A 19562-nucleotide genomic window follows, 5' to 3' on the forward strand; every position below is an offset into this window, starting at 1 on the left:
ATACGGATGAAAGTGATTTTTCTTGACTATATACAAATACGTAGAAAAATGGTATCAAAAATATCCTGGTTCGTTCCGATAGCTGTTTCAATACTAGGTGTAGGAGCAAGTTTAACTCCAGTAACAGCCCAAACAACTTTTGATTACAGCGCAACCTTCGATGGAATTAGTCTTAGGTCTCTTATACCACCCGATATTGCCGAAATTTCTTATGAAGGTGAGAGTGATGATGCTTCATTGGGTTTGAATCAATTAAACGCTTTACTATACAGCCAAGTTGACCCTACTACAGGTGAAGCCATCTTAAACACAAATCCAAATATATTTGGTGTTGACAGACCAAACGGTTCCTTTGTATTGCAGGGAAATGGTGATGACAAAATATTTGCTTCGGTTGATTCTACTGGATTAGTAAACTTTGAAACTGGTATTGAAACTCTGACTGGTACAGTTAATATTCTTGGAGGAGAGGGAAGGTTCAGTGATGCTCAGGGAAGTCTATCCCTTGGAGGAACTGTTGTGATTGATTTAGAGCCAAATGTTCCTGAACCAACTCAAATCACAGTAAATGGTTCGTTTACAGTTTCTAAATCTGTTCCAGAACCAAGTACTCTAGTGACATTGATTGGTTTAGGTGTAACTGGAGCAAGTGCCATGTTTAAACGACATCTAATCTAGCTAGGTATTGCAGAGAAAGAGAAAAAAATAACACTATTACTAAATTGGTAATTAACACAAACCTGTCGCTGCGACGGGTTTTACTGTTATTAATAAGTACTTAAGCCCGTATTATTTATATAATTACTAATAAGTTATATTACTGTTCCCTATTCACTATTCCCTGACTAAAAGAAATGTCTAATTAATGAAGGCACAGGTACTTATTGGATTAACACACATCTTGCACCTGAACTAAAAACCGGATTTTTCGCAAATATCTGAGGCTAAAAGCCTTGATTTTCCATTTAGAAACCCCGTTTTTTGGTCTTATTGAGAATGGTTCAAGATATAAATTCATGTCAAACGAATATGCTATTTTATCGAAACATTTTCCATTGAAAGTATATTTTGTATCGTTTAACCTGATTAATGTAGTTGATTAATTGAATTAAATGCAAATGCCTCAAAAATTCAATTAACCAAGTAAACATCTATGAGAAAAATATTGCCAAATTCCCCATATAAAAAATATGAAAACGCAACATAAATTGACTTCTTGGATTAGCTGTCCTAAACCAAATCCGCGAGCTACTCTCAAATTATTCTGCTTTCCCTGTGCGGGAGGTACAACTTCACCATATAGTAAATGGCATAAATATTTACCAGAAGAAATAGAGATTAACTTGATTCAACTTCCCGGAAGAAGTTATCGAATAGAAGAACCACTTTTTACTAATTTATTGTCACTTATCAAAACAATCACATCAGAAATTAAACCTTATTTAAATAAACCATTTGCCTTTTTTGGTCATAGTATGGGTGCAACCCTTGCCTTTGAAATTACCCGTCAACTACGTCGTGAAAATCATCTGATTCCAACTCATTTATTTGTTGCTGCTTGTCCTGCTCCTCATAGCCCCATCAAGAAACCTTTTATTCATAAATTAGCAGAAACCGAATTTATCGCAGAACTGCAAAATCGTTATAATGCCATACCTCAATCAATTTTGAATAACAAGGAATTAATGCAAATGTTTCTACCTTGTTTGCGGGCAGATTTTACAATGATTGAAACATATATGTATGGGCTTGAAAAACCACTTGATTGTCCAATAACTGTATTTGGAGGCTTACAAGATAAAGCAATTAGTATGAATAACTTAGAATATTGGTGTGTTAATACTAATGATATTTTCAAATTGGAAATATTTCCAGGAGACCATTTTTTCTTACATCATCCTCAATCATCTTTTCTACAATCATTATCTCAAACAATTTCCGATAATATTTTAGCAGTAAACTTACCGATTAATTATAGTAACAAGCAAATAGCATAACTCTCTTTTTATAGATTAAAAACAGAAAAAATTTGATTTTTATATCTATAACACATCAAAAAATAGTAAATTCTATCTGATAACTACTCCCTAAATCAATGAAACTATCTAAACAAAAAAAATCCAATTCAATATTCTCCGACGGGTTATTAGCCTTATACATAATTGCGTTTTTAACAGGTATTTCATTAGGATTTTTTAATCCTTTTATTTCAACATTAATGGCTCAAAATCAAGTCAATGAAATCTATATAGGAGCAAATTCTACCGTCTATTTTCTTGTTATAGCCCTAGTAACTCCCTTCGTTCCCAAAATATTACGTAGATTTGGACTGGCTAAAACAATGATATTTGGCTTCGTATTAATGGCAGTTTCTGCATCTCTATTTCCCATGACAACACAACTACCATTATGGTTTTTAATCCGTATTTTTATGGGTATAGCTTGCTGTTTGTATTTAGTTAGTGGACAAACCGCATTGAATTATTTGTCTCACGAAGGTAATAGAGCAATGGTTAACGGAATTAATGCTCTAGCTTTAACTTTGGGCTTTGGTGTTGGACCTCTTTTCGGTTCTTCACTCTACCAAATTTCCCCACAACTTTCTTTCTACTTTGGTAGTCTTGTAATTCTGAGTGGAGTAATTGTAGTTTGGATTGGTTTACCTCAAAAAAGTATTAGTTTTCAAACATCTACTCACACCAAAATTCTCAGCAAACTTAAACTTCCTCTAGTTGGTGCATTTGCCTATGGTTTCGCTGAATCTACTTTAGTAAGCTTATATCCAGTATTTTTGTTAAAACAAAATTATAGTGTAGATAAAATTGGTGCTACTTTGGCTATTTTTATAGTTGGTGGTTTGATTTCTACCGTTCCAATTGCTTATATTGGAGACAAACATGGTCGATTAAAAACCCTATTTTTTGCTGCTTGTATTGTACTCTTTTCATTTATATTTCTTTCGTTTAGTTACAATATTACTGCTACTAATATATTTGCATTTACTGTAGGGGCAGGATTTTCTCCCATTCTACCTTTAGCAATCGCATTAATTGGTGAAAGCATTTCTCAACATCAACTTTCTACAGGTACTTCTATATTTATGGGTACTTATAGTTTTGGATGTACCGCAGGACCAATACTTTCTTCCTTCGTGATGCAAAGTATTGGCGACCGTTACATATTTAGTTTAGTAATAATTAGCTTCTCAATCTTTTCATCCTACATACTCAAAAAAATTATGCAGGTAAAAACAATCTAATTTTAAAGGTTTATGGGAACACTATATTAATCTTTTCCTCACGTTCTCTGTTCTCTTTTACATATCATCAAGAATGAATTTTATGTCTACTTCTCCATCTATGTACCGTATTACCGCACTTTTGTTAATTATTGAAAGCCTACTTTTGTTTATACCAATAATTGTTCTTGGTCAAGCAATAGATTGGCCCGCTAGTTTAAGTCAACCTGCCAGTAAAGTTTTACCCTTATTAGTAGAACAATCTCAACCAGTTTTCATCGGTTATTTCACTTACCTAATCTATTCAGTATTGTTTTATCCGATTTCACTGCTGACTATCCAAATCCTTAAAAGCAAAAGTAATAACAATCCTTATCTGAATTTGGCAGTTGGATTTGGTATTGCTTCAATGATTTGCCGTACTTTAGGCATTATACGATGGCTTGCTCCCATGCCTCTGATGGCAAAAATTTACGTGCAGCCTTCAACCTCAGAAACAACCCGAACTGCTATAGACGTAGTTTATCAAGCTCTTAATCAATATGGAGGCTCTATTGGTGAAGTCTTAGGAGTGAGCTTATTTACAACATTATGGCTAATCATTGTTTCCCTTACAATTCTCAAAACTAGAATTCTACCGCGCTGGCTTGGTATGTCCGGATTCATTTCTAGTATGCTGTTGACAACTCAGTTAGTGGAATTATTCGGTATAGATACTGGCTCTTTTATAGCAGTCTCAGTAAGTGTCTTTCAGATATGGTTATTAGCTATGGGAATTGTCTGTTTGCTGCGTTCTTTCAAATTCAAAAATAGTTAGAAAGCAAATTATGCTTGATTTTATAAATGGTAATAATTGTCTATGTTTGTTTACATTTATGGCAAAAAGATTTAATACTCGTAGTTAGGAATCTGCTTAATCGTAATGTGCCAGTTGCGTAAGCCCTGGTTATGGTAACATTGGTTTTACTTTGGTTGGTTGGCACGAAATTCGATATCTTCAAGTGTTTGCAGTAAGAGACGCTTGGCTTGCATTTCCCAACCTAATTTCTGAATTTTGATCGCAGCAAAAGTACCACCGATAGCAGCCAACAAGCCAATGGGTTGATTTAGTGAAATTCCCAGTAATAAGCCCAAGCCAGCGATTCCCCAAAACGGTAAAGCTACTGTTTGCCGCTGCTCTTCAATAATTTTATTTAGTTCACCCTTTAAGGGCATTTGAGCTAATAATGCTTCTTTTACCTCTCGCTGTTCTGCCATTGGTACAGATAAACAAATCTTCCGCCGTAGTTTTTCAATTTTACGGGCATCCGTGCTGTATTCTGTAAGTTCATCAAGAGTCATTAACAACAAACGTTTTAATTTTTCCATCGTGGTTGCATTGTGTGATTTAAATACCTGATATTTATTTTTACATAAAAAGCTATTCAATCGCTACTTGGGTGATGGGTGTGTTAATGGAATGTAGCGCACCTTATTACTGGCTTGAACACAGTTCCAATTTTTTAGTGCGATTATGAGAGGGCAAGCAATGATGAATTTTCATCTTCATAAAATAATTTGATTGTGCTGAACTCCCGACGCAGTAAATTTTCAACTTCTAAGGTAGAACAGTTTCCAAGTCTAAGCCAGATAACTTTTGGGGGATTCCCAAACACTAAACTCAGATCGTGCATATCAGCATCTTTCGAGACAATCATCAAATCATTATCTTTTGCATAATTCCAAACTATCGGGTCTATTGTTGCTTTCATGCCTACATCCCGAACATGAAGTGAGCCTGAAAAAAGATCGCTCAAACGGGTGGATAATTTAGGGGATAAGTTTTCATCAAACAGTAATTTCATGCGGATAAGGTCGAAATCATCAGCCGACGTTCACGGTCAGCCGCATAAGCAATACAAGCTTTTAAATCTTCTCGCGTTAGATCGGGAAAATCATCAAGAATTTCTGCTTCGGTCATCTCGGAAGCTAGGTATTCAAGCACCTCATAAACTGTAATTCGCAAGCCACGTACACAAGGCTTGCCACCGCGTTTATTGGGTTCGATTGTGATATAGTTTCTGTAATTCATCGGTGGCGAGTGCATTTTTGCCAAATTATCTCATCTTACCATGTATTTCTGCTAAAAACTCAATAATTTCACCGTTAAACATCTTTGAGAAAAGCGATCGCTCAATATCCAAACAATAAATCAATACCTTTCGGAAAACAATAATAGAAGCCACTATTTGAAAGTTAAGACCAGTAAGTAGTACCTCTCCGTATTCAGGTAGAGGATTCAAATAATGATACAAGCACGGTTTTTACTCGTCTTTAAAAGACGAGGCTTTATACCAAAATACGGGCATATATTATCACTTTTTACTTTTTACTTTTTACTTCGCGACTTTTGCCCGAAGGGCTTCGGTAAGTTTGAGATTTGATTTTCTATTAAAAACGCTCGCTCTTCAAGCTAAAACGATGAAATTAAAGCGGAGTAAGCCTTTGTGCGACTACCTTTTCCAAGACTGACCCCCCCATAGTAGGATTATTTATTTTTCCTTATCCACTGTCCACTGTCAACTGTCTCAATTATCTTTCCATATCCTGAAGTTCCTTATCAACTCCCTTCGTTAACACTTCACAACCCGTAGCTGTGACTAAAACATCATCTTCAATACGAATTCCAATTCCCATCCATTTTTGATCAACTTGGGGTTGTTCTTCAGCGGGTTTAGCTCCGGGTACAATATAAATTCCTGGTTCCACAGTCAAAACTTGTCCCGGTTGCAAAATTAACGGGTTATCTTCACCATGTTGATAAACACCCACATCGTGGACATCCAAACCCAACCAATGTCCAGTACGGTGCATATAATAAGGTTTATATTTCTCTTCTTCAATCAACTTATCAACTTCACCTTTGAGAATACCCAATTCCACCATTCCTTCTACAAGTACCCGTAAAGCGGTATCGTGAATTAAATTGTAAGCATTACCAGGTTTAACTTGAGCAATTGCTTGTTTCTGTGCTGATAAAACTAATTCATACAATATTTTTTGTTCTTCAGTAAATTTACCACCCACGGGAAACGTGCGAGTAATATCGGAATTGTAATAATCATAAGAACAACCCGCATCAATTAAAAGTAAATCTCCATCTTGCATTTGACGGTTATTTTCAATGTAATGTAGTATGCAGGAATTAGCACCCGATGCCACAATTGAAGGATATGCAGGTCCCAAAGCACCGTGTTTTCTAAAAATGCGCTCCATCTCTGCTTGAATTTCGTATTCGTAAACACCCGGCTTCGCGATTTCAAAAGCTAAATTATGGGCTTCCACAGCAATATCGGCGGCTTTTCGCATTAATGCCAATTCCGATTCGGTTTTCACCATCCGCATACTGTCTAAAATAGTGCAAGTATCTTGAATTGCCGTGGGACCTATACCACGTTTGGGATAAACTCGCAATAACCTTTGGTAATGATTGAGGACAGTTTGATTAAAAGATTTATCTCGTCCGAAGCGGTAATAAATTCGATCTGCGTTTGATAAATATTGGGGTAATTTTTCGTTAAGTTCGTTGATGGGGTAAGCTTCATCAGCCCCGTAAATTGATTTTGCTGCATCTACCCCAGTCACATAACCGCTCCAAACTTCCTTGGTGATATCCTTGGGCTGTACGAACAATATAAATTTATGTTCTTGATGATGAGGAGCTAAAACCGCTACAGCTTCGGCTTCATTAAGTCCAGTTAAATATAAAAAGTCACTATCTTGACGGTAAGCATATTCTACATCATTGTGCATTACAGCCATAGGCGCACTGCGAAAAATTGCTGTACCGTTACCAATCTTTGACATTAATGCTTCCCGACGCTGGCGATATTCTGCTTGCATAGTTATCCGATATGGTGTTGTATGTTTCTAAGGTAATATATTCGCACCTCATGGGGAGGGAGCAGAGGGAGAAACTTTTTTCAAAATCTCAAGTTTTGGTAACTTAGATAAAATTGCGATCGCAAAGCATAAAAATCAGGACTTACGCATAAATTCATTCCTAGAATCCGGGTTTTTTCATTGATACATTGCAATAAAAACGAAGATTTTGCCTAGAAACCCGGTTTATGCAGCCTAAGCCCTAAAAATCAAAAATAAAAATACAAGATTATTGCCAATATGGCAACCATTTTATTAAAAAATAAATTTAAATGTTTGGTATTTCATCTAGATTCTTCATCTTATATGAAGAAATACAAGTACTAAATTAATGCCTACACATATCAAAAAGTATAACCGTTTAGATGCACTGCTGACTTTACGGGGTTTTGCCTGTTTAATGGTAGTAATTATTCATTGCGCTCCGCCGAGAAAATCAATTATTTACAAAGGTTTTGATTTAAGTTGGTTAATATTTAGTCATGGGGCAGTAGCAGTTTGGATCTTCTTTGTGTTATCGGGTTATTTGATGGGCAAAGCCTTTTATAATCAACGTTACACCGCTGATATAGTAGGAGTTATGAGATTTTGGCGCAATCGTGTTTTAAGAATTTTTCCGCTTTATTATTTTGCTGTACTAATTTTATCTATATTTGTTTATCCAGAAATTCTCAAGTTTTCTCATTGGGGTTATCTACTAAGAATATTTACATTTACTTATCATCCATATATAGGAATAGAAACAGTAAAATTTAATGATGTTTTTTGGTCTTTATCAACAGAAGTACAGTTTTATCTATTTGTCCCTTTTATTTACAGTTTAATTCAAAATATTTTTCATAAATCAAATAAAATATTTATTGTGATTTTGATAATATTTGGCAGTACTTTTATTTTTAGAAGTCTACTTTGGATAAGTTTTAAAATCCAAATTAATCAAGAGATGGGATATGCATTTAAATATTGGTATACTCCCTTGATTGTCAATCTCGATTTATTTTTATGTGGATTTTTACTAAATGAATTTTTGATAAATCAACAACAAAATTTGAATCAAATAAAATCATTAATCATCAAATGTTTTGCTGTTGTACTGATAATTTTATTGTATTTATTCAGTGCATATCATTTATATCATCAAGAATTGTGGAATTTACCGAATCGTAACGGTGGATGGAGAACATCAACAACAATTTTAATACTCCAACCATTAACAGCAATTATCACCTCATTTTTTATATTCGCCTTTGAAAAAGATATTTATCAAGATTTTGCTAAACATGAAAAATTATCATTCAGCGCTATTTTAAAAAATCCTCTGAGAATATTAGAAGTAATTGGTAACTTATCATATGGGATTTATATTTGGCATATGCCAATTATCACTAGAACTTACGATATTTTTACCTCAGAAATACCTATAGAAGCGTTTTATATTAGACTAACAGCAACCTTGATTTTATCAACTATATTGGCAACAGTTACTTACTACTTAGTTGAATTACCTTTTTCAAAATGGAAGATTTATCAAAGTAGGAATAGCCAGGGAATAAAATTCCCTGTCTCAAAGCGAAAGTCGTCTGAAGACGACTAAGTTTAAATGTCGCGATTTAAACAAATTCTTTTCCCAGCCCTCTGAGGACTTATGCTATTAGACGGGGAATTCTATTCCCCGGCTATAATTTGACGGCAAACCGGCAATTCTATTCTTTTTGTTTATAATAAACTTTTTAAAATATTACTAATAACACTTGTAATTTTGCCAAAAATAATTAGAATTCACAATCATCATTAAAAAATATAATTTTCCAACATTAAAAAAAAATAGTAGATGTTCTAAATTAACAGAATCTTTGCAAAAATAGAGATAAAAGATAGATGAAAGCTGGTAATAAATAAAAACAATGCTGGAATCTACAAATCCCTTACAAGATAAAAGTACATTACAATCTGCGACAATCCAAAATAATAGTTTTGCTCCAGAAACTGATTTAAATACCTTAAATTTGACAGGTTCTTCACAATCATTATTGACTTCATCAATAGATTCTCAACAGAATCCTAACCCCAGTCCTTATATTAGCAGTCCGGCAGTTTTTGCGGATTTTAATGGGGATGGTAAACAAGATAAATTTTGGCGTAACACTCAAACTGGTGAAAATGCTATTTGGTTGATGGATGGTTCTAATCCTACTGGTGCTGCTGTCAATTCTTTAGGTACAGAATGGGATTACAGTATTGCTGATTTCAACGGCGATGGTAAAACCGATTTAATGTGGCGCAATCAAAATTCCGGAGAAAATCTACTTTGGTTGATGGATGGTAGTCAGATTGTATCTGAGACTTCTTTAGACACCCTCGGCACCGAATGGGATTATAGTATTGCAGATTTCAACGGCGATGGTAGAACCGATTTATTATGGCGGAATCAAAATACGGGTGAAAATGCCGGTTGGTTGATGGATGGTGCTAGCGTTACTAGTGCAGATTTTCTACCGCAGTTAGATTCATCATGGACTTATACGGTTGGTGAGTTCAATCCTAATTTCAATACCGATGTGTTCTGGCATAACGAGCAAACTGGTGAAAATACTGTTTGGTTTATGAATGGTTTGAGTGCCGAACAAGCTGCATTACCGACTTTTGGCGCAGGTTGGGAGTATACAGAGGGTGACTTCGATGGTAATTTTACTACCGATATTCTCTGGCAAAATAAGAGTACTGGTGAAACCAAACTTTGGTTAATGAATGGCTCCAATGCGGTAGAGTCAGATTTACCAACTTTGGGTTCTGGTTGGGAATCCAATATCGGCGACTTTAACGCTGATGGGAGAATGGACATCCTGTGGCGGAATCAGTCAACTGGACAAAATGCCGCTTGGATTATGAATGGTGCTGAGGCTACTGGTATTGAATTACCATCACTTGGTACTGAATGGGATTTGAGTATCGGTGATTTCGACGGTGATGGCGATACAGACGTTTTTGGACGCAATACCCAAACTGGTGAAAACATTATTTTGCGGGTAGACGGTGCAGATGTCACCCAAGAAATTCTACCTTCACTACCTGGAGAATGGGTTGTTAGTTAAGAGTTGAAATTTTAGGTTTGTATTGGGAGTCGTTAGGCTCCCTTTTTTTTGAATATTTAATTAGCTTTTAACCAATGAATAATTGGCAATTATTTATTATTGAATAGTTGGATTTATTTTTACCTTTATCTAAATAAATAGAGATAAAATAAATATAGATTCATAGATGATTAACTTGATATTAAATAACCATTCATAAAAAATATTAAAAATGTTCATCACAAGCAACAATTAATAAAAAACTATATGTTAGTACTTAACAAAAAAAACTATAAGAATCAGTTATAACAGATAAAGATTATTGATAAAAAAACACTATGTTTTCAAATGAAAATCTAGCCGGTGTATCCGCAAACGCTCTTGCAACAGAATATACTCAACTTTCAAATAATACTTTTGACGACGGTATTTCTTCCGAGCACAATTTGAAAATTGGACATTCTTCGCAATCATTGCCCCTTGAGGATGCCGACAGTATAACTGCTGCGAGAAATCCCAATCCTAATCCTATCTTTAGCGATGCAGCAGTTGTTGTCGATTTCAATGGTGACGGTAAAACTGATAAATTTTGGCGTAACGCTGAAACTGGTGAAACCGCAGTTTGGTTAATGGATGGTGTTAATCAAAATCCAGCTTTTCTCAAGAATGTTGATGCATCTTGGGATTTTGCTTTCGCCGATTTTAATAACGATAACAGAACTGATATTTTCTTGAGGAATAAAAATACCGGAGAAAATGTGATTTGGCAAATGGATGGTACTAATATATCCTCCGAAGAATCAGTACAAAGAATAGATTCCAATTGGGATTTTAGTATTGCTGATTTCAATGGTGATGGTAAAAGTGATATTTTTTGGCGGAATACTTCAACTGCTGAAAATGCAACTTGGATAATGGATGGTAAAAATGTCACTAGTGCTGCTTTTTTACCTACAACTGATTTAAATTGGGACTACAGTGTTAATGATTTCAATAATGATGGTAAAAATGATTTATTTTGGCGAAATCGTATTACAGGTGAAAACGCTATTTGGTTGATGGATGGTACTAATGCTAATGGTTATGCTGTAAAAGGATTAGAAACTTCTTGGACTCCTACTTTTGGTGATTTCGATGGAGATTCTCGAACCGATATTCTTTGGAGTAATCAAGATAGCGGTGAAAATTCTGTTTGGGTAATGACTGGTACTCTGTTTAACGATATCATCTTTGGTGAATCAACTTTACCGCAATTAAGTTCTGCTTGGAAAGCAAATATTGGTGATTTCAACGGTGATGGTAGAACTGATATTTTCTGGCATAATAATCAAACTGGTGAAAATACAGCTTGGTTAATGAATGGAGGAGAAGTATCAACTAAAGCCTTTTTACCTTCCAATGATTTAACTTGGGAACCTATGATTGGAGATTATAATGGTGATGGTAAAACTGATATTTTCTGGCGCAATAATACAACTGGAGAAAATGCTATTTGGACAATGAATGGTACTATTGCTGAAGGTAGTTATTTATCAAACTTTGACCCCGGTTGGTATGCTTTTTAATAGTTAACATTGAGAGTGTGCGTGCAGTATAAATCAGTTTTATAAGGAATGAAGAAAGTCCTTTTTGCAGAGTAATCCCCCGAATTGAATTCGGGGACTTTACCCATCACCACTTATAATTTGCAATTATTGTCTCTAATATTGATTGCGTTCTGCCATTACACCACCATCCACATCCCAAACTGCACCCGTAATCCAAGAGGCTTTACCCCTCTCTTAGCCACCCCTCTCCAAGGCATCGGAGAGGGGAGGGGGTGAGGTTTGATCTTACATTTAATTACGCCTACCTACTTATTACTAGTCTTGGCGAATGGAATATGTCCTGCGGACACGCGGAGCAAACGCGACTACACAGACAAAACCCTGATTTTTTTGGTCCCCGCAGACGGACTTCGCTTGTGTAGTAGCGAATTATATTCGCCCAATACTTTTCAAACATCCACTACGCGATCGCCAAACTCACTTGATAAAACCCGTCGTGATAACGGGTTTTTTTTATAGAGTCCACGCAGGTGGACTTAGGAAGGTGTAGTAGCGGTTTTAACCGCCATATTATACATAAATTTCTCACAAGTCATTTAGGATTGCTATATAAGACGAGAATATCAAACTCTTGTAGTGCGGGCTGTTAGCCCGCTACTCAAATACAAATTAAATGCGTAGCAGCTTACTCACGTTAATAGACATAAAAAATATTTTACTTACTATAAAAATATCAATTTATGCGAACAGTAGTAATTCAATTACTAGATACAGTATTTTCTGCCCTTTCCTAAAAACCCTGAAGAATTCGTTCAAAAAATGCGAATTGCCGCAGAAATTTGGGAATATTTAATCAAACTTACGTACTTTAGTTAAAGTAACTTCATATATTCTCATTTTGCCGTAAATCGGATAAATTTCTTTAAATCACTAAACAACCCTTTAACTGCTGCTTATTTCAACTCAAATCAATTTTATAACTCTCAGTAAATTTTCTTAATAATGAAATATGTTTACATAACTTAATCTTTTTGTTAAGATTAATCAGATAAATATGATAAATTTGCTTGCATCAAGAGTTGAGATATGAATTATACAGCGCTATTGACGGGGATTTTCAAGCCTAACGTTAGCCCTAATTTTTTGTCACAAACAGGTTGGGCTGTATTGCGGGCTATTGTTGGAGTGATGATGATTCACAACGGTTTAGATAAACTGGGAAATATTGAAAGCTTTGCGGAAGCTTATGTTCAGGTTATTGGTTTACCTTTCCCGATATTTTTTAGCTATGTAGCAGGTTTTACCGAGTTGATTGGTGCATCGTTGTTGATACTGGGTTTATTGACTCGTCTTGCTGGTTTGGGTTTATTTTCAACAATGTGTGTTGCGATGTACCATCACATCTTGGTTGCGGGTTTGAATATTTCTTACCTGGAGTTATCAGCAATTTACGCAGCTTGTTTTCTATTTTTTGCTATCAATGGTGCGGGTTTATTTTCCAGCGATGCATTAATTGCAAACTGGCTTGATAACAACGCATTCTCAGCACAAGCTAAGCAAATCATGCGATTAGAGAAAGCTTATCAAGCTACCAGTGCAGATAAAGAAGTGAATGCTGCGGTGAAGTAGTAGATATTAGACATCTCGGAAAAAGATGTCCCAGACGGGGTGTATTCCTACGTCTGCGACAAAGCTTTTGGGTAAGGGATAATATCATGTCCGGTTAAACACTCCTGTATATCTGTGAAGGTTGGTAATGGGTAATTGCCAATTGGTAATTAGGATTGGGGATTGGTAATTGGGAAATTACCGATTACCCATTACCAATTACCAGTCAACAGCTAATAATAACTAATCATCCGGACTTGATATAATATTACTTCTTTAAATCGGTAATCTTTTAACGAAAAAGGAGTAGTAATAAATAGTTCTGTACTCAATTGATCAAAGCTGATGAAGAAAAACTTATTTGTGATTAATGTAATTAAGATTATATCTACAGTTTTAATGATAGGAGCTATAGGACTAGAATTAGGTCATATTTATGCTTTAAAAAATCACCTGCAAATTCCTGATATTATTAGACCAATTTTAGTAATTGAACGTGTTGCTGTTGGAGTTCATTTAATTGAAGCGATAATCGCATCTTTTAAAGCCGGTTCTAAATATGGTGTTTATACTTTTTTTGTCGGCACAATTGGTTTAGTAGAACTGTTTGGAGAAGAAAATCAATCAATAAATAAATAAATAAAAAGACGTAGCAGTGCTACGTCTCTACATTATTATTATGATTAATTAAATTCTGGAACGACGAGTAAAACGGGGAAATAAACTTTGGAATCCAGCTTGTCGCAATTCAGTATTTTCTTGAGCATGATTCCATAGACTTTCGTAATAGAAGAAAGTTACACCCAAATTATTTTGTTGTGCTGCTCGTACCTGAGATTTAATTTGTTGCATTGAAACTGGACGATTTCGCAAACCTGCCATAATGCCTACACCAGTAGGTATATATTGCTTGGTTTCGAGCATTTCTGGAAGGTTAATTTTGTCAACAAAACTTGCTAAATCGTTACGATAAACTTGCATGATTAGTTCGTCTACAACACTCAAACGCACCCAATTGAGCCAATCTTGCAACTGTAATTTATAAGCGTGGTTGTAATAATTGGGAGATACAGAAAAAATTGTATAGGGCTTTCTAGCTTTGACGGCTTGGTTAAGTTGTACCATAAACGCGGTAATTTTATCCGCACGCCATTTTACCCATGCTTCATCTGCAAAGTTGCTTGGGGGTGGATTTTGGGTTTCTTGAGTATACAAAGCAACGGTGTAGGAGTCATAACCGAATTCTCGTGGTAAACTCATGTGGTCATCGAACTGAATGCCATCAACATCATATTGACTGACAACTTCTAAAACCAAATTTTGAATAAATTGTTGTACCTGGGGATGAAAAGGATTTAACCATGCAACTTCACCCGCAGCACTATTGGAAGTTAAACTCCTGTCAGCTTTTTGAGTCAACCATTGAGGGTTATTTAAAGCTAATTCCGAGCTTTCGGGAACCATAAAACCAAATTCAAACCAGGGAATTACTAACAAACCTTGACGATGAGCTTGACTAATCAAGTCTGCTAATATATCCTGTCCATTTGAACCTTTGAAGAAAAAGGGAATACCAGCCCGTCTTGCTGTAGCACTAGGAAATTTGGTATAACCAGAATTCCATACAACAGGATAAATAGTATTGAAATTCAAACGTCTTAGTTGAGTAACAGCATCTCTGAGAGCAGATTGATTTCTCAGAACATTAAAATCATTGGTACTCATCCATACACCCCGAATTTCTTGACGGGGTAGTTGTCGTGGTTGCAATATTTCCGGTTGGATGATGTCGGGTTGAATTATGTCGGGTGTAATTATAGTGGCTGCCGGAGGAAATTGTGCGATCGCCGATTCTAAATTATCAAGCAGCAACACCGTAGAAAATGATATTACAAATAGAAGTGGAAGACAACGCTTGAGTAGCTGGGAAATTCCGAATTTTGGCAAATTTAGCTTTCTAAATGAGTTAACTAGTCTTGCGTGGACTTGTAAACTTTGAGCTTTAAACTGATTGATCATTAGTCTACAGGTATGTCTGCTTACTCTACAAAAATTGATTTTTTCAGCGATAATTGTGCTGCATTGGTTTAGAATGAAGCACAATTATCGTAGCTTTTCCGATTGACGTATTTTATCGTTGATAGTGCCGTGTTTAGTATACGTGTTTATGTATCAAGAAGGACAATTTTTTTTATTGTGAGTTTATTTCATGAATTGGCTTAATTCTATTTAGCACAACGAAGTCATCTTAAAGAAATTCAAATGATTTGAAAAACAGTTATCTACAAATAAATCTCACCTTAAGAGATAGAAGTTGAAGAAGGAATATCACTTTACATGGAAGTTTTACAAGATAGAGGTGAATTTATTCCCTTTTAAGTCTTAGGCAAGTATACAAATAATTTAAATTTACGTTTATCCCCAAACAATCTTTACTCTTTTAATCAATAATAAGGTTATCTACAATCTCTGGTCATATGTATAATCAAACATTGTTTCTTCCTCAAATGGGTTGCGGAACTTGGGCATGGGGTAATAAGGTGCTTTGGGGATACAATCAAAGCATGGATAATGATTTACAACAGGTATTCAATCTTTGTGTTGAGAATGGTGTAACTTTATTTGATACAGGGGATTCTTACGGTACGGGAAAGTTAAACGGACAAAGTGAGAAGTTATTAGGAATTTTTACTAAAGAATATGAAGGTATAAATAAGCAAGATATCTGCATTGCGACTAAACTTGCTGCTTATCCTTGGAGATTAACTAGAGGTGCAATGGTTTCTGCTGGTAAAGCTTCTGCAAAACGTTTGGGTAGAAATATCGATTTGGTACAAATGCATTGGTCAACAGCGAATTATTTTCCTTGGCAAGAATGGGCTTTATTGGATGGACTTGCAGATTTATATGAACAAGGTTTGGTGAAGGGGGTGGGTTTATCAAATTATGGTTCTCAAAGATTGAGAAAGGTACATCAAAAGTTTGCGGAAAGAGGAATATCTATTACAAGTTTACAGGTACAGTATTCATTATTATCAACTTATCCTGTAACGGAGTTAGGTGTTAAAGAAGTTTGCGACGAATTGGGAATAAGAATGATTGCTTATAGTCCTTTATGTTTGGGAATTTTGACGGGAAAATATACAAAAGGTAATTATCCTAAAGGTATTAGAAATTTTCTATTTAGGCAATTAATTCCCAGTGCAAAATCTTTATTGGAATGTTTACGAGAAGTTGCAGAATTTAGGAATAAAACTATGTCGCAAGTGGCTATCAATTGGTGTATTTGTAAAGGTACAATTCCCATTCCTGGAGCGAAAAATTCCCAACAAGCACAGGAGAATATTGGTGCTTTGGGTTGGAATTTAGATGCTGGAGAAATTGCCGAATTGGATAAAGCAGCAGCAGGTACAGATAAAAAGATGGTGCAAAATATTTTTCAGACGAAGTGAATTTTTGTATGGGTTGTATAATTATTCTAAAACCTGCTGAAACCTGCTCCCGGTAGGTTTTGTTTGTGTAGACAAGCCACTGCGTTTATATAGGTGATAATATGGACATTTTCAATCAATTTATGGGTAATGCATCCGAAGTGAATGTGGAGAAATTACAAAAGGAACTTAGTGCTTTAATGATTGAAGGAGAAAATATACATAAGGCATTTAAATTAATCAGAGATTTGATAGTTTTTACCAATAAAAGAATTATTTTGATTGATAAACAAGGAATGACGGGTAAAAAAACTGAATTTTTATCAATTCCCTATAAGTCAATTAAATATTTTAGTAAGGAAACTGCTGGTACTTTAGATTTGGATGCTGAAATTAAAATTTGGATTCATGGTGATGATTTACCAAGAGAATTTCAATTTAAAAGAGATAATGCGGTAGACGAGGTTTATCAGATTTTGAGTTATTATATTTTATCAACTTGATTGACATGACAGTGGACAGTTGACAGCTATTAATAATTATTACACCTTTGACCTTTAACCTTTAACCTTTTAACCATTTTTACATGAGGGATTCCCGCTTCTTGAAAAACTTCTCCAACTTGTTCAAAGCCTAATTGCTGATGTAACTTTTTAATATATTCTTGAGCATGAATCATAACTTCGGGTATATTTTCATTTGCTATAACTTCCAAAGCTTTTTGCATAATCTTTTTCCCAATACCCTTCCCTCTTGCGTAAGATAAAACCGCTAATCTTTCAATTTTCGCCGTTTTTTCATCTAAATATCGAATTCTCGCAGTACCAACCGCTTCTTTATTTAAATAAGCAATCAACTGCGGACAAGCTTTATCTTTACCATCAAAATCTAATTCTACTTCTACTTTTTGTTCCTCCTGAAATACCCTTCTTCTAATTATCTCAATTACTGTCCATTCTTCCCAATCAACTACTTTTACAGTTATTTCACTCATTCAATTATCTACTGTTCACTTCTCAGAATTATATACAATAACCGGAGTTAGTTGTAGAGACGTAGCAGTGCTACGTCTGTACCAAAGTTAGGAGTTAGAAGTTATTACAACTCTAACCTCTAATCTTTAACCTCTAACCTCTAACCTTCAACCTCTAACCTTTAACCTTTAACCTCTAACCTCTAACCTCTAACCTTATTCCGCTCCTTCAATCGGAGCAAAACCTTGACGCTGAATGTTTTCAGTTATAGTACGTGGTTCTAAAAATTGTAAGAGATAATCGGGACCTCCGGCTTTTGAACCAACTCCGGAAAGTTTGAAACCGCCGAAAGGTTGTCGGGAAACAATCGCGCCGGTGATGGTACGATTGATATACAAGTTTCCAACTTCAAATTCTGCTTGAGCTTGTTCAATGTGGGAAGGTGTTCGCGAATAAAGTCCCCCAGTTAAAGCATAATTGGTACCGTTAGCAACTTGTAAGGCTTCCTGAAAATCTTTAACTTTAATTACCGCTACTACAGGACCAAAAATTTCTTGTTGAGCAATTATCCCATCTGCTGGGACATTACTAAATATTACCGGACCGATAAAATATCCGTTAACAGGTGCAGACATTTCTAATGCAATTTCTGCTTCTGCTTTCCCTTTTTCGATATATTCGCGGATTCTGGATTGAGATTTGTCATCAATTACAGGTCCTACTTGAGTCTGTGGTAATTCTGTTTCTCCGATATTCAGGGATTTGGTTGCTTCTACAAACCGTTTGATAAAACTATCATAAACGCTTTCTACAACTATTACTCGTGAACAAGCCGAACATTTTTGTCCACTGTAACCAAATGCTGATTGCACTACACCGACAACGGCTTGGTCTAAATCTGCACTTTCATCAATGATAATTCCATTCTTACCTCCCATCTCAGCAATTACCCGTTTCATGTGCTTTTGACCGGGTTTTAAGACTGCTGCATCTGCGTAAATTTTACAGCCTACTTCCTGGGAACCTGTAAAAGCGATGACGTGAGTATCAGGATGATTTACCAAATAAGAGCCGACAACCGAACCTTTACCGGGGACATATTGAAACACACCTTTGGGTATTCCTGCTTCCAGCAAAACTTCCGTAATTTTCGCTGCAATTACCGCAGAAGTTTCCGCAGGTTTGAGTAAAGTGCAGTTACCCGTGACTAAAGCAGCGACAGTCATCCCAGTTGCGATCGCAAAGGGGAAGTTCCAAGGTGAAATCACTACTGTAATTCCCCGTGGTTGGTAAATATAACGATTATTTTCCCCGGCTACGTCGTAATTGTAACCTTTATCTAACCGTTCCATTTCCGCAGCATAATAGCGACAAAAATCTATGGCTTCACTCACTTCAGCATCAGCTTCTCGCAAGGGTTTACCAACTTCTAAAACAATCCAAGCGGATAATTCGGCGCGGCGATTTTCTATGATATCTCCAGCTTTGCGGATTATATCAGCGCGTTGTTTTGCGGAGGTTTTACCCCAAGTTTTAAATACTTCTTTCGCTGATTGCATTGCGGTTTCGGCTTGTTCAATATTAATTAAACCAACTTTACCTACAACTTGAGAATAATTAGAAGGGTTAACCGAATCGACTTTTTCCGCAGTTTCTACGTATTCGCCATTAATTAAAGGTAAATAAGTTTTCCCAAGTTGTGTTTTCACATCTTGTAAAGCAGCTTGAGATTTTCTTCTGATTTCTTCCTGAGCATAATCGGTGTCAGATGA

The 19562-nt window shown here is 35.7% G+C and carries 18 protein-coding genes; 11 read left to right on the top strand and 7 right to left on the bottom strand.

The annotated features are described in order from the left end of the window. Positions 1-48 precede the first annotated feature (48 nt). From IQ247_RS19390 to IQ247_RS19405, 4 genes are all read left to right on the top strand, one after another. A complete protein-coding gene (locus tag IQ247_RS19390) occupies positions 49-678 on the top strand; it encodes a PEP-CTERM sorting domain-containing protein (RefSeq protein ID WP_193922746.1) in 630 nt (209 codons plus the stop codon). Between the two features lie 512 nt (positions 679-1190). Then, complete coding sequence (locus IQ247_RS19395; RefSeq protein WP_193922747.1) at positions 1191-1997, top strand: thioesterase II family protein; 807 nt, start codon at positions 1191-1193, stop codon at positions 1995-1997. Positions 1998-2095: 98 nt separating this feature from the next. Then, positions 2096-3259, top strand: a complete 1164-nt coding sequence (locus tag IQ247_RS19400) for an MFS transporter (protein WP_193922748.1) — start codon at positions 2096-2098, stop codon at positions 3257-3259. Positions 3260-3341: 82 nt separating this feature from the next. Beyond that, positions 3342-4055 carry a DUF4386 domain-containing protein gene (locus IQ247_RS19405; RefSeq protein ID WP_193922749.1) on the top strand — a complete coding sequence of 238 codons (714 nt, stop codon included), beginning with the start codon at positions 3342-3344 and terminating at the stop codon, positions 4053-4055. A gap of 146 nt (positions 4056-4201) precedes the next feature. Here IQ247_RS19405 and IQ247_RS19410 read toward each other — a convergent pair whose 3' ends face one another. The 4 genes from IQ247_RS19410 to IQ247_RS19425 all read right to left on the bottom strand — a co-directional run bounded on the left by IQ247_RS19410 (position 4202) and on the right by IQ247_RS19425 (position 7126). After that, on the bottom strand, positions 4202-4606 hold the full coding sequence (locus tag IQ247_RS19410; RefSeq protein ID WP_193922750.1) for a hypothetical protein: 405 nt from the start codon (positions 4604-4606) through the stop codon (positions 4202-4204). Positions 4607-4749: 143 nt separating this feature from the next. Beyond that, on the bottom strand, positions 4750-5082 hold the full coding sequence (locus tag IQ247_RS19415) for a DUF5615 family PIN-like protein (protein WP_193922751.1): 333 nt from the start codon (positions 5080-5082) through the stop codon (positions 4750-4752). Then, on the bottom strand, positions 5079-5309 hold the full coding sequence (locus tag IQ247_RS19420; protein WP_015198408.1) for a DUF433 domain-containing protein: 231 nt from the start codon (positions 5307-5309) through the stop codon (positions 5079-5081). Before IQ247_RS19420 ends, IQ247_RS19415 begins: the two co-directional genes overlap by 4 nt. A 500-nt stretch (positions 5310-5809) precedes the next feature. After that, complete coding sequence (locus IQ247_RS19425) at positions 5810-7126, bottom strand: aminopeptidase P N-terminal domain-containing protein (RefSeq protein ID WP_445974529.1); 1317 nt, start codon at positions 7124-7126, stop codon at positions 5810-5812. Positions 7127-7490: 364 nt separating this feature from the next. Here IQ247_RS19425 and IQ247_RS19430 point away from each other — a divergent pair, with 364 nt between their 5' ends. From IQ247_RS19430 to IQ247_RS19450, 5 genes are all read left to right on the top strand, one after another. Beyond that, positions 7491-8753 carry an acyltransferase family protein gene (locus IQ247_RS19430; protein ID WP_193922753.1) on the top strand — a complete coding sequence of 421 codons (1263 nt, stop codon included), beginning with the start codon at positions 7491-7493 and terminating at the stop codon, positions 8751-8753. A gap of 310 nt (positions 8754-9063) precedes the next feature. Beyond that, positions 9064-10251 (top strand): FG-GAP repeat domain-containing protein, encoded by a 1188-nt coding sequence (locus IQ247_RS19435; protein ID WP_193922754.1) that lies wholly within the window; start codon positions 9064-9066, stop codon positions 10249-10251. Positions 10252-10568: 317 nt separating this feature from the next. Then, positions 10569-11795, top strand: a complete 1227-nt coding sequence (locus IQ247_RS19440) for an FG-GAP repeat domain-containing protein (RefSeq protein WP_193922755.1) — start codon at positions 10569-10571, stop codon at positions 11793-11795. Between the two features lie 1068 nt (positions 11796-12863). Beyond that, complete coding sequence (locus IQ247_RS19445) at positions 12864-13406, top strand: DoxX family protein (protein ID WP_193922756.1); 543 nt, start codon at positions 12864-12866, stop codon at positions 13404-13406. 324 nt (positions 13407-13730) lie between these two features. Further along, positions 13731-14024, top strand: coding sequence for a hypothetical protein (locus IQ247_RS19450; protein WP_193922757.1), 294 nt, complete (start codon positions 13731-13733; stop codon positions 14022-14024). A gap of 48 nt (positions 14025-14072) precedes the next feature. Here IQ247_RS19450 and IQ247_RS19455 read toward each other — a convergent pair whose 3' ends face one another. Continuing rightward, entirely contained in the window at positions 14073-15404 is a 1332-nt protein-coding gene (locus tag IQ247_RS19455) for a glycoside hydrolase family 10-like protein (protein ID WP_193922758.1), read from the bottom strand. Positions 15405-15862: 458 nt separating this feature from the next. On the opposite strand from IQ247_RS19455, the gene IQ247_RS19460 reads away from it, so the two are divergent. Further along, positions 15863-16837, top strand: coding sequence for an aldo/keto reductase (locus tag IQ247_RS19460; protein WP_193922759.1), 975 nt, complete (start codon positions 15863-15865; stop codon positions 16835-16837). Between the two features lie 101 nt (positions 16838-16938). Further along, a complete protein-coding gene (locus IQ247_RS19465) occupies positions 16939-17319 on the top strand; it encodes a PH domain-containing protein (protein WP_193922760.1) in 381 nt (126 codons plus the stop codon). A gap of 29 nt (positions 17320-17348) precedes the next feature. On the opposite strand, the gene IQ247_RS19470 is transcribed toward IQ247_RS19465, so the two are convergent. Next, positions 17349-17810 (bottom strand): GNAT family N-acetyltransferase, encoded by a 462-nt coding sequence (locus IQ247_RS19470; protein WP_193922761.1) that lies wholly within the window; start codon positions 17808-17810, stop codon positions 17349-17351. A gap of 195 nt (positions 17811-18005) precedes the next feature. Further along, on the bottom strand, positions 18006-19562 hold a 1557-nt coding region (gene pruA, locus IQ247_RS19475), incomplete at its 5' end, for an L-glutamate gamma-semialdehyde dehydrogenase (protein ID WP_193922762.1).

The sequence above is a fragment of the Plectonema cf. radiosum LEGE 06105 genome, assembly GCF_015207665.1.
Classification (GTDB): Bacteria; Cyanobacteriota; Cyanobacteriia; order Cyanobacteriales; family Nostocaceae; genus Rivularia; species Rivularia radiosa_A.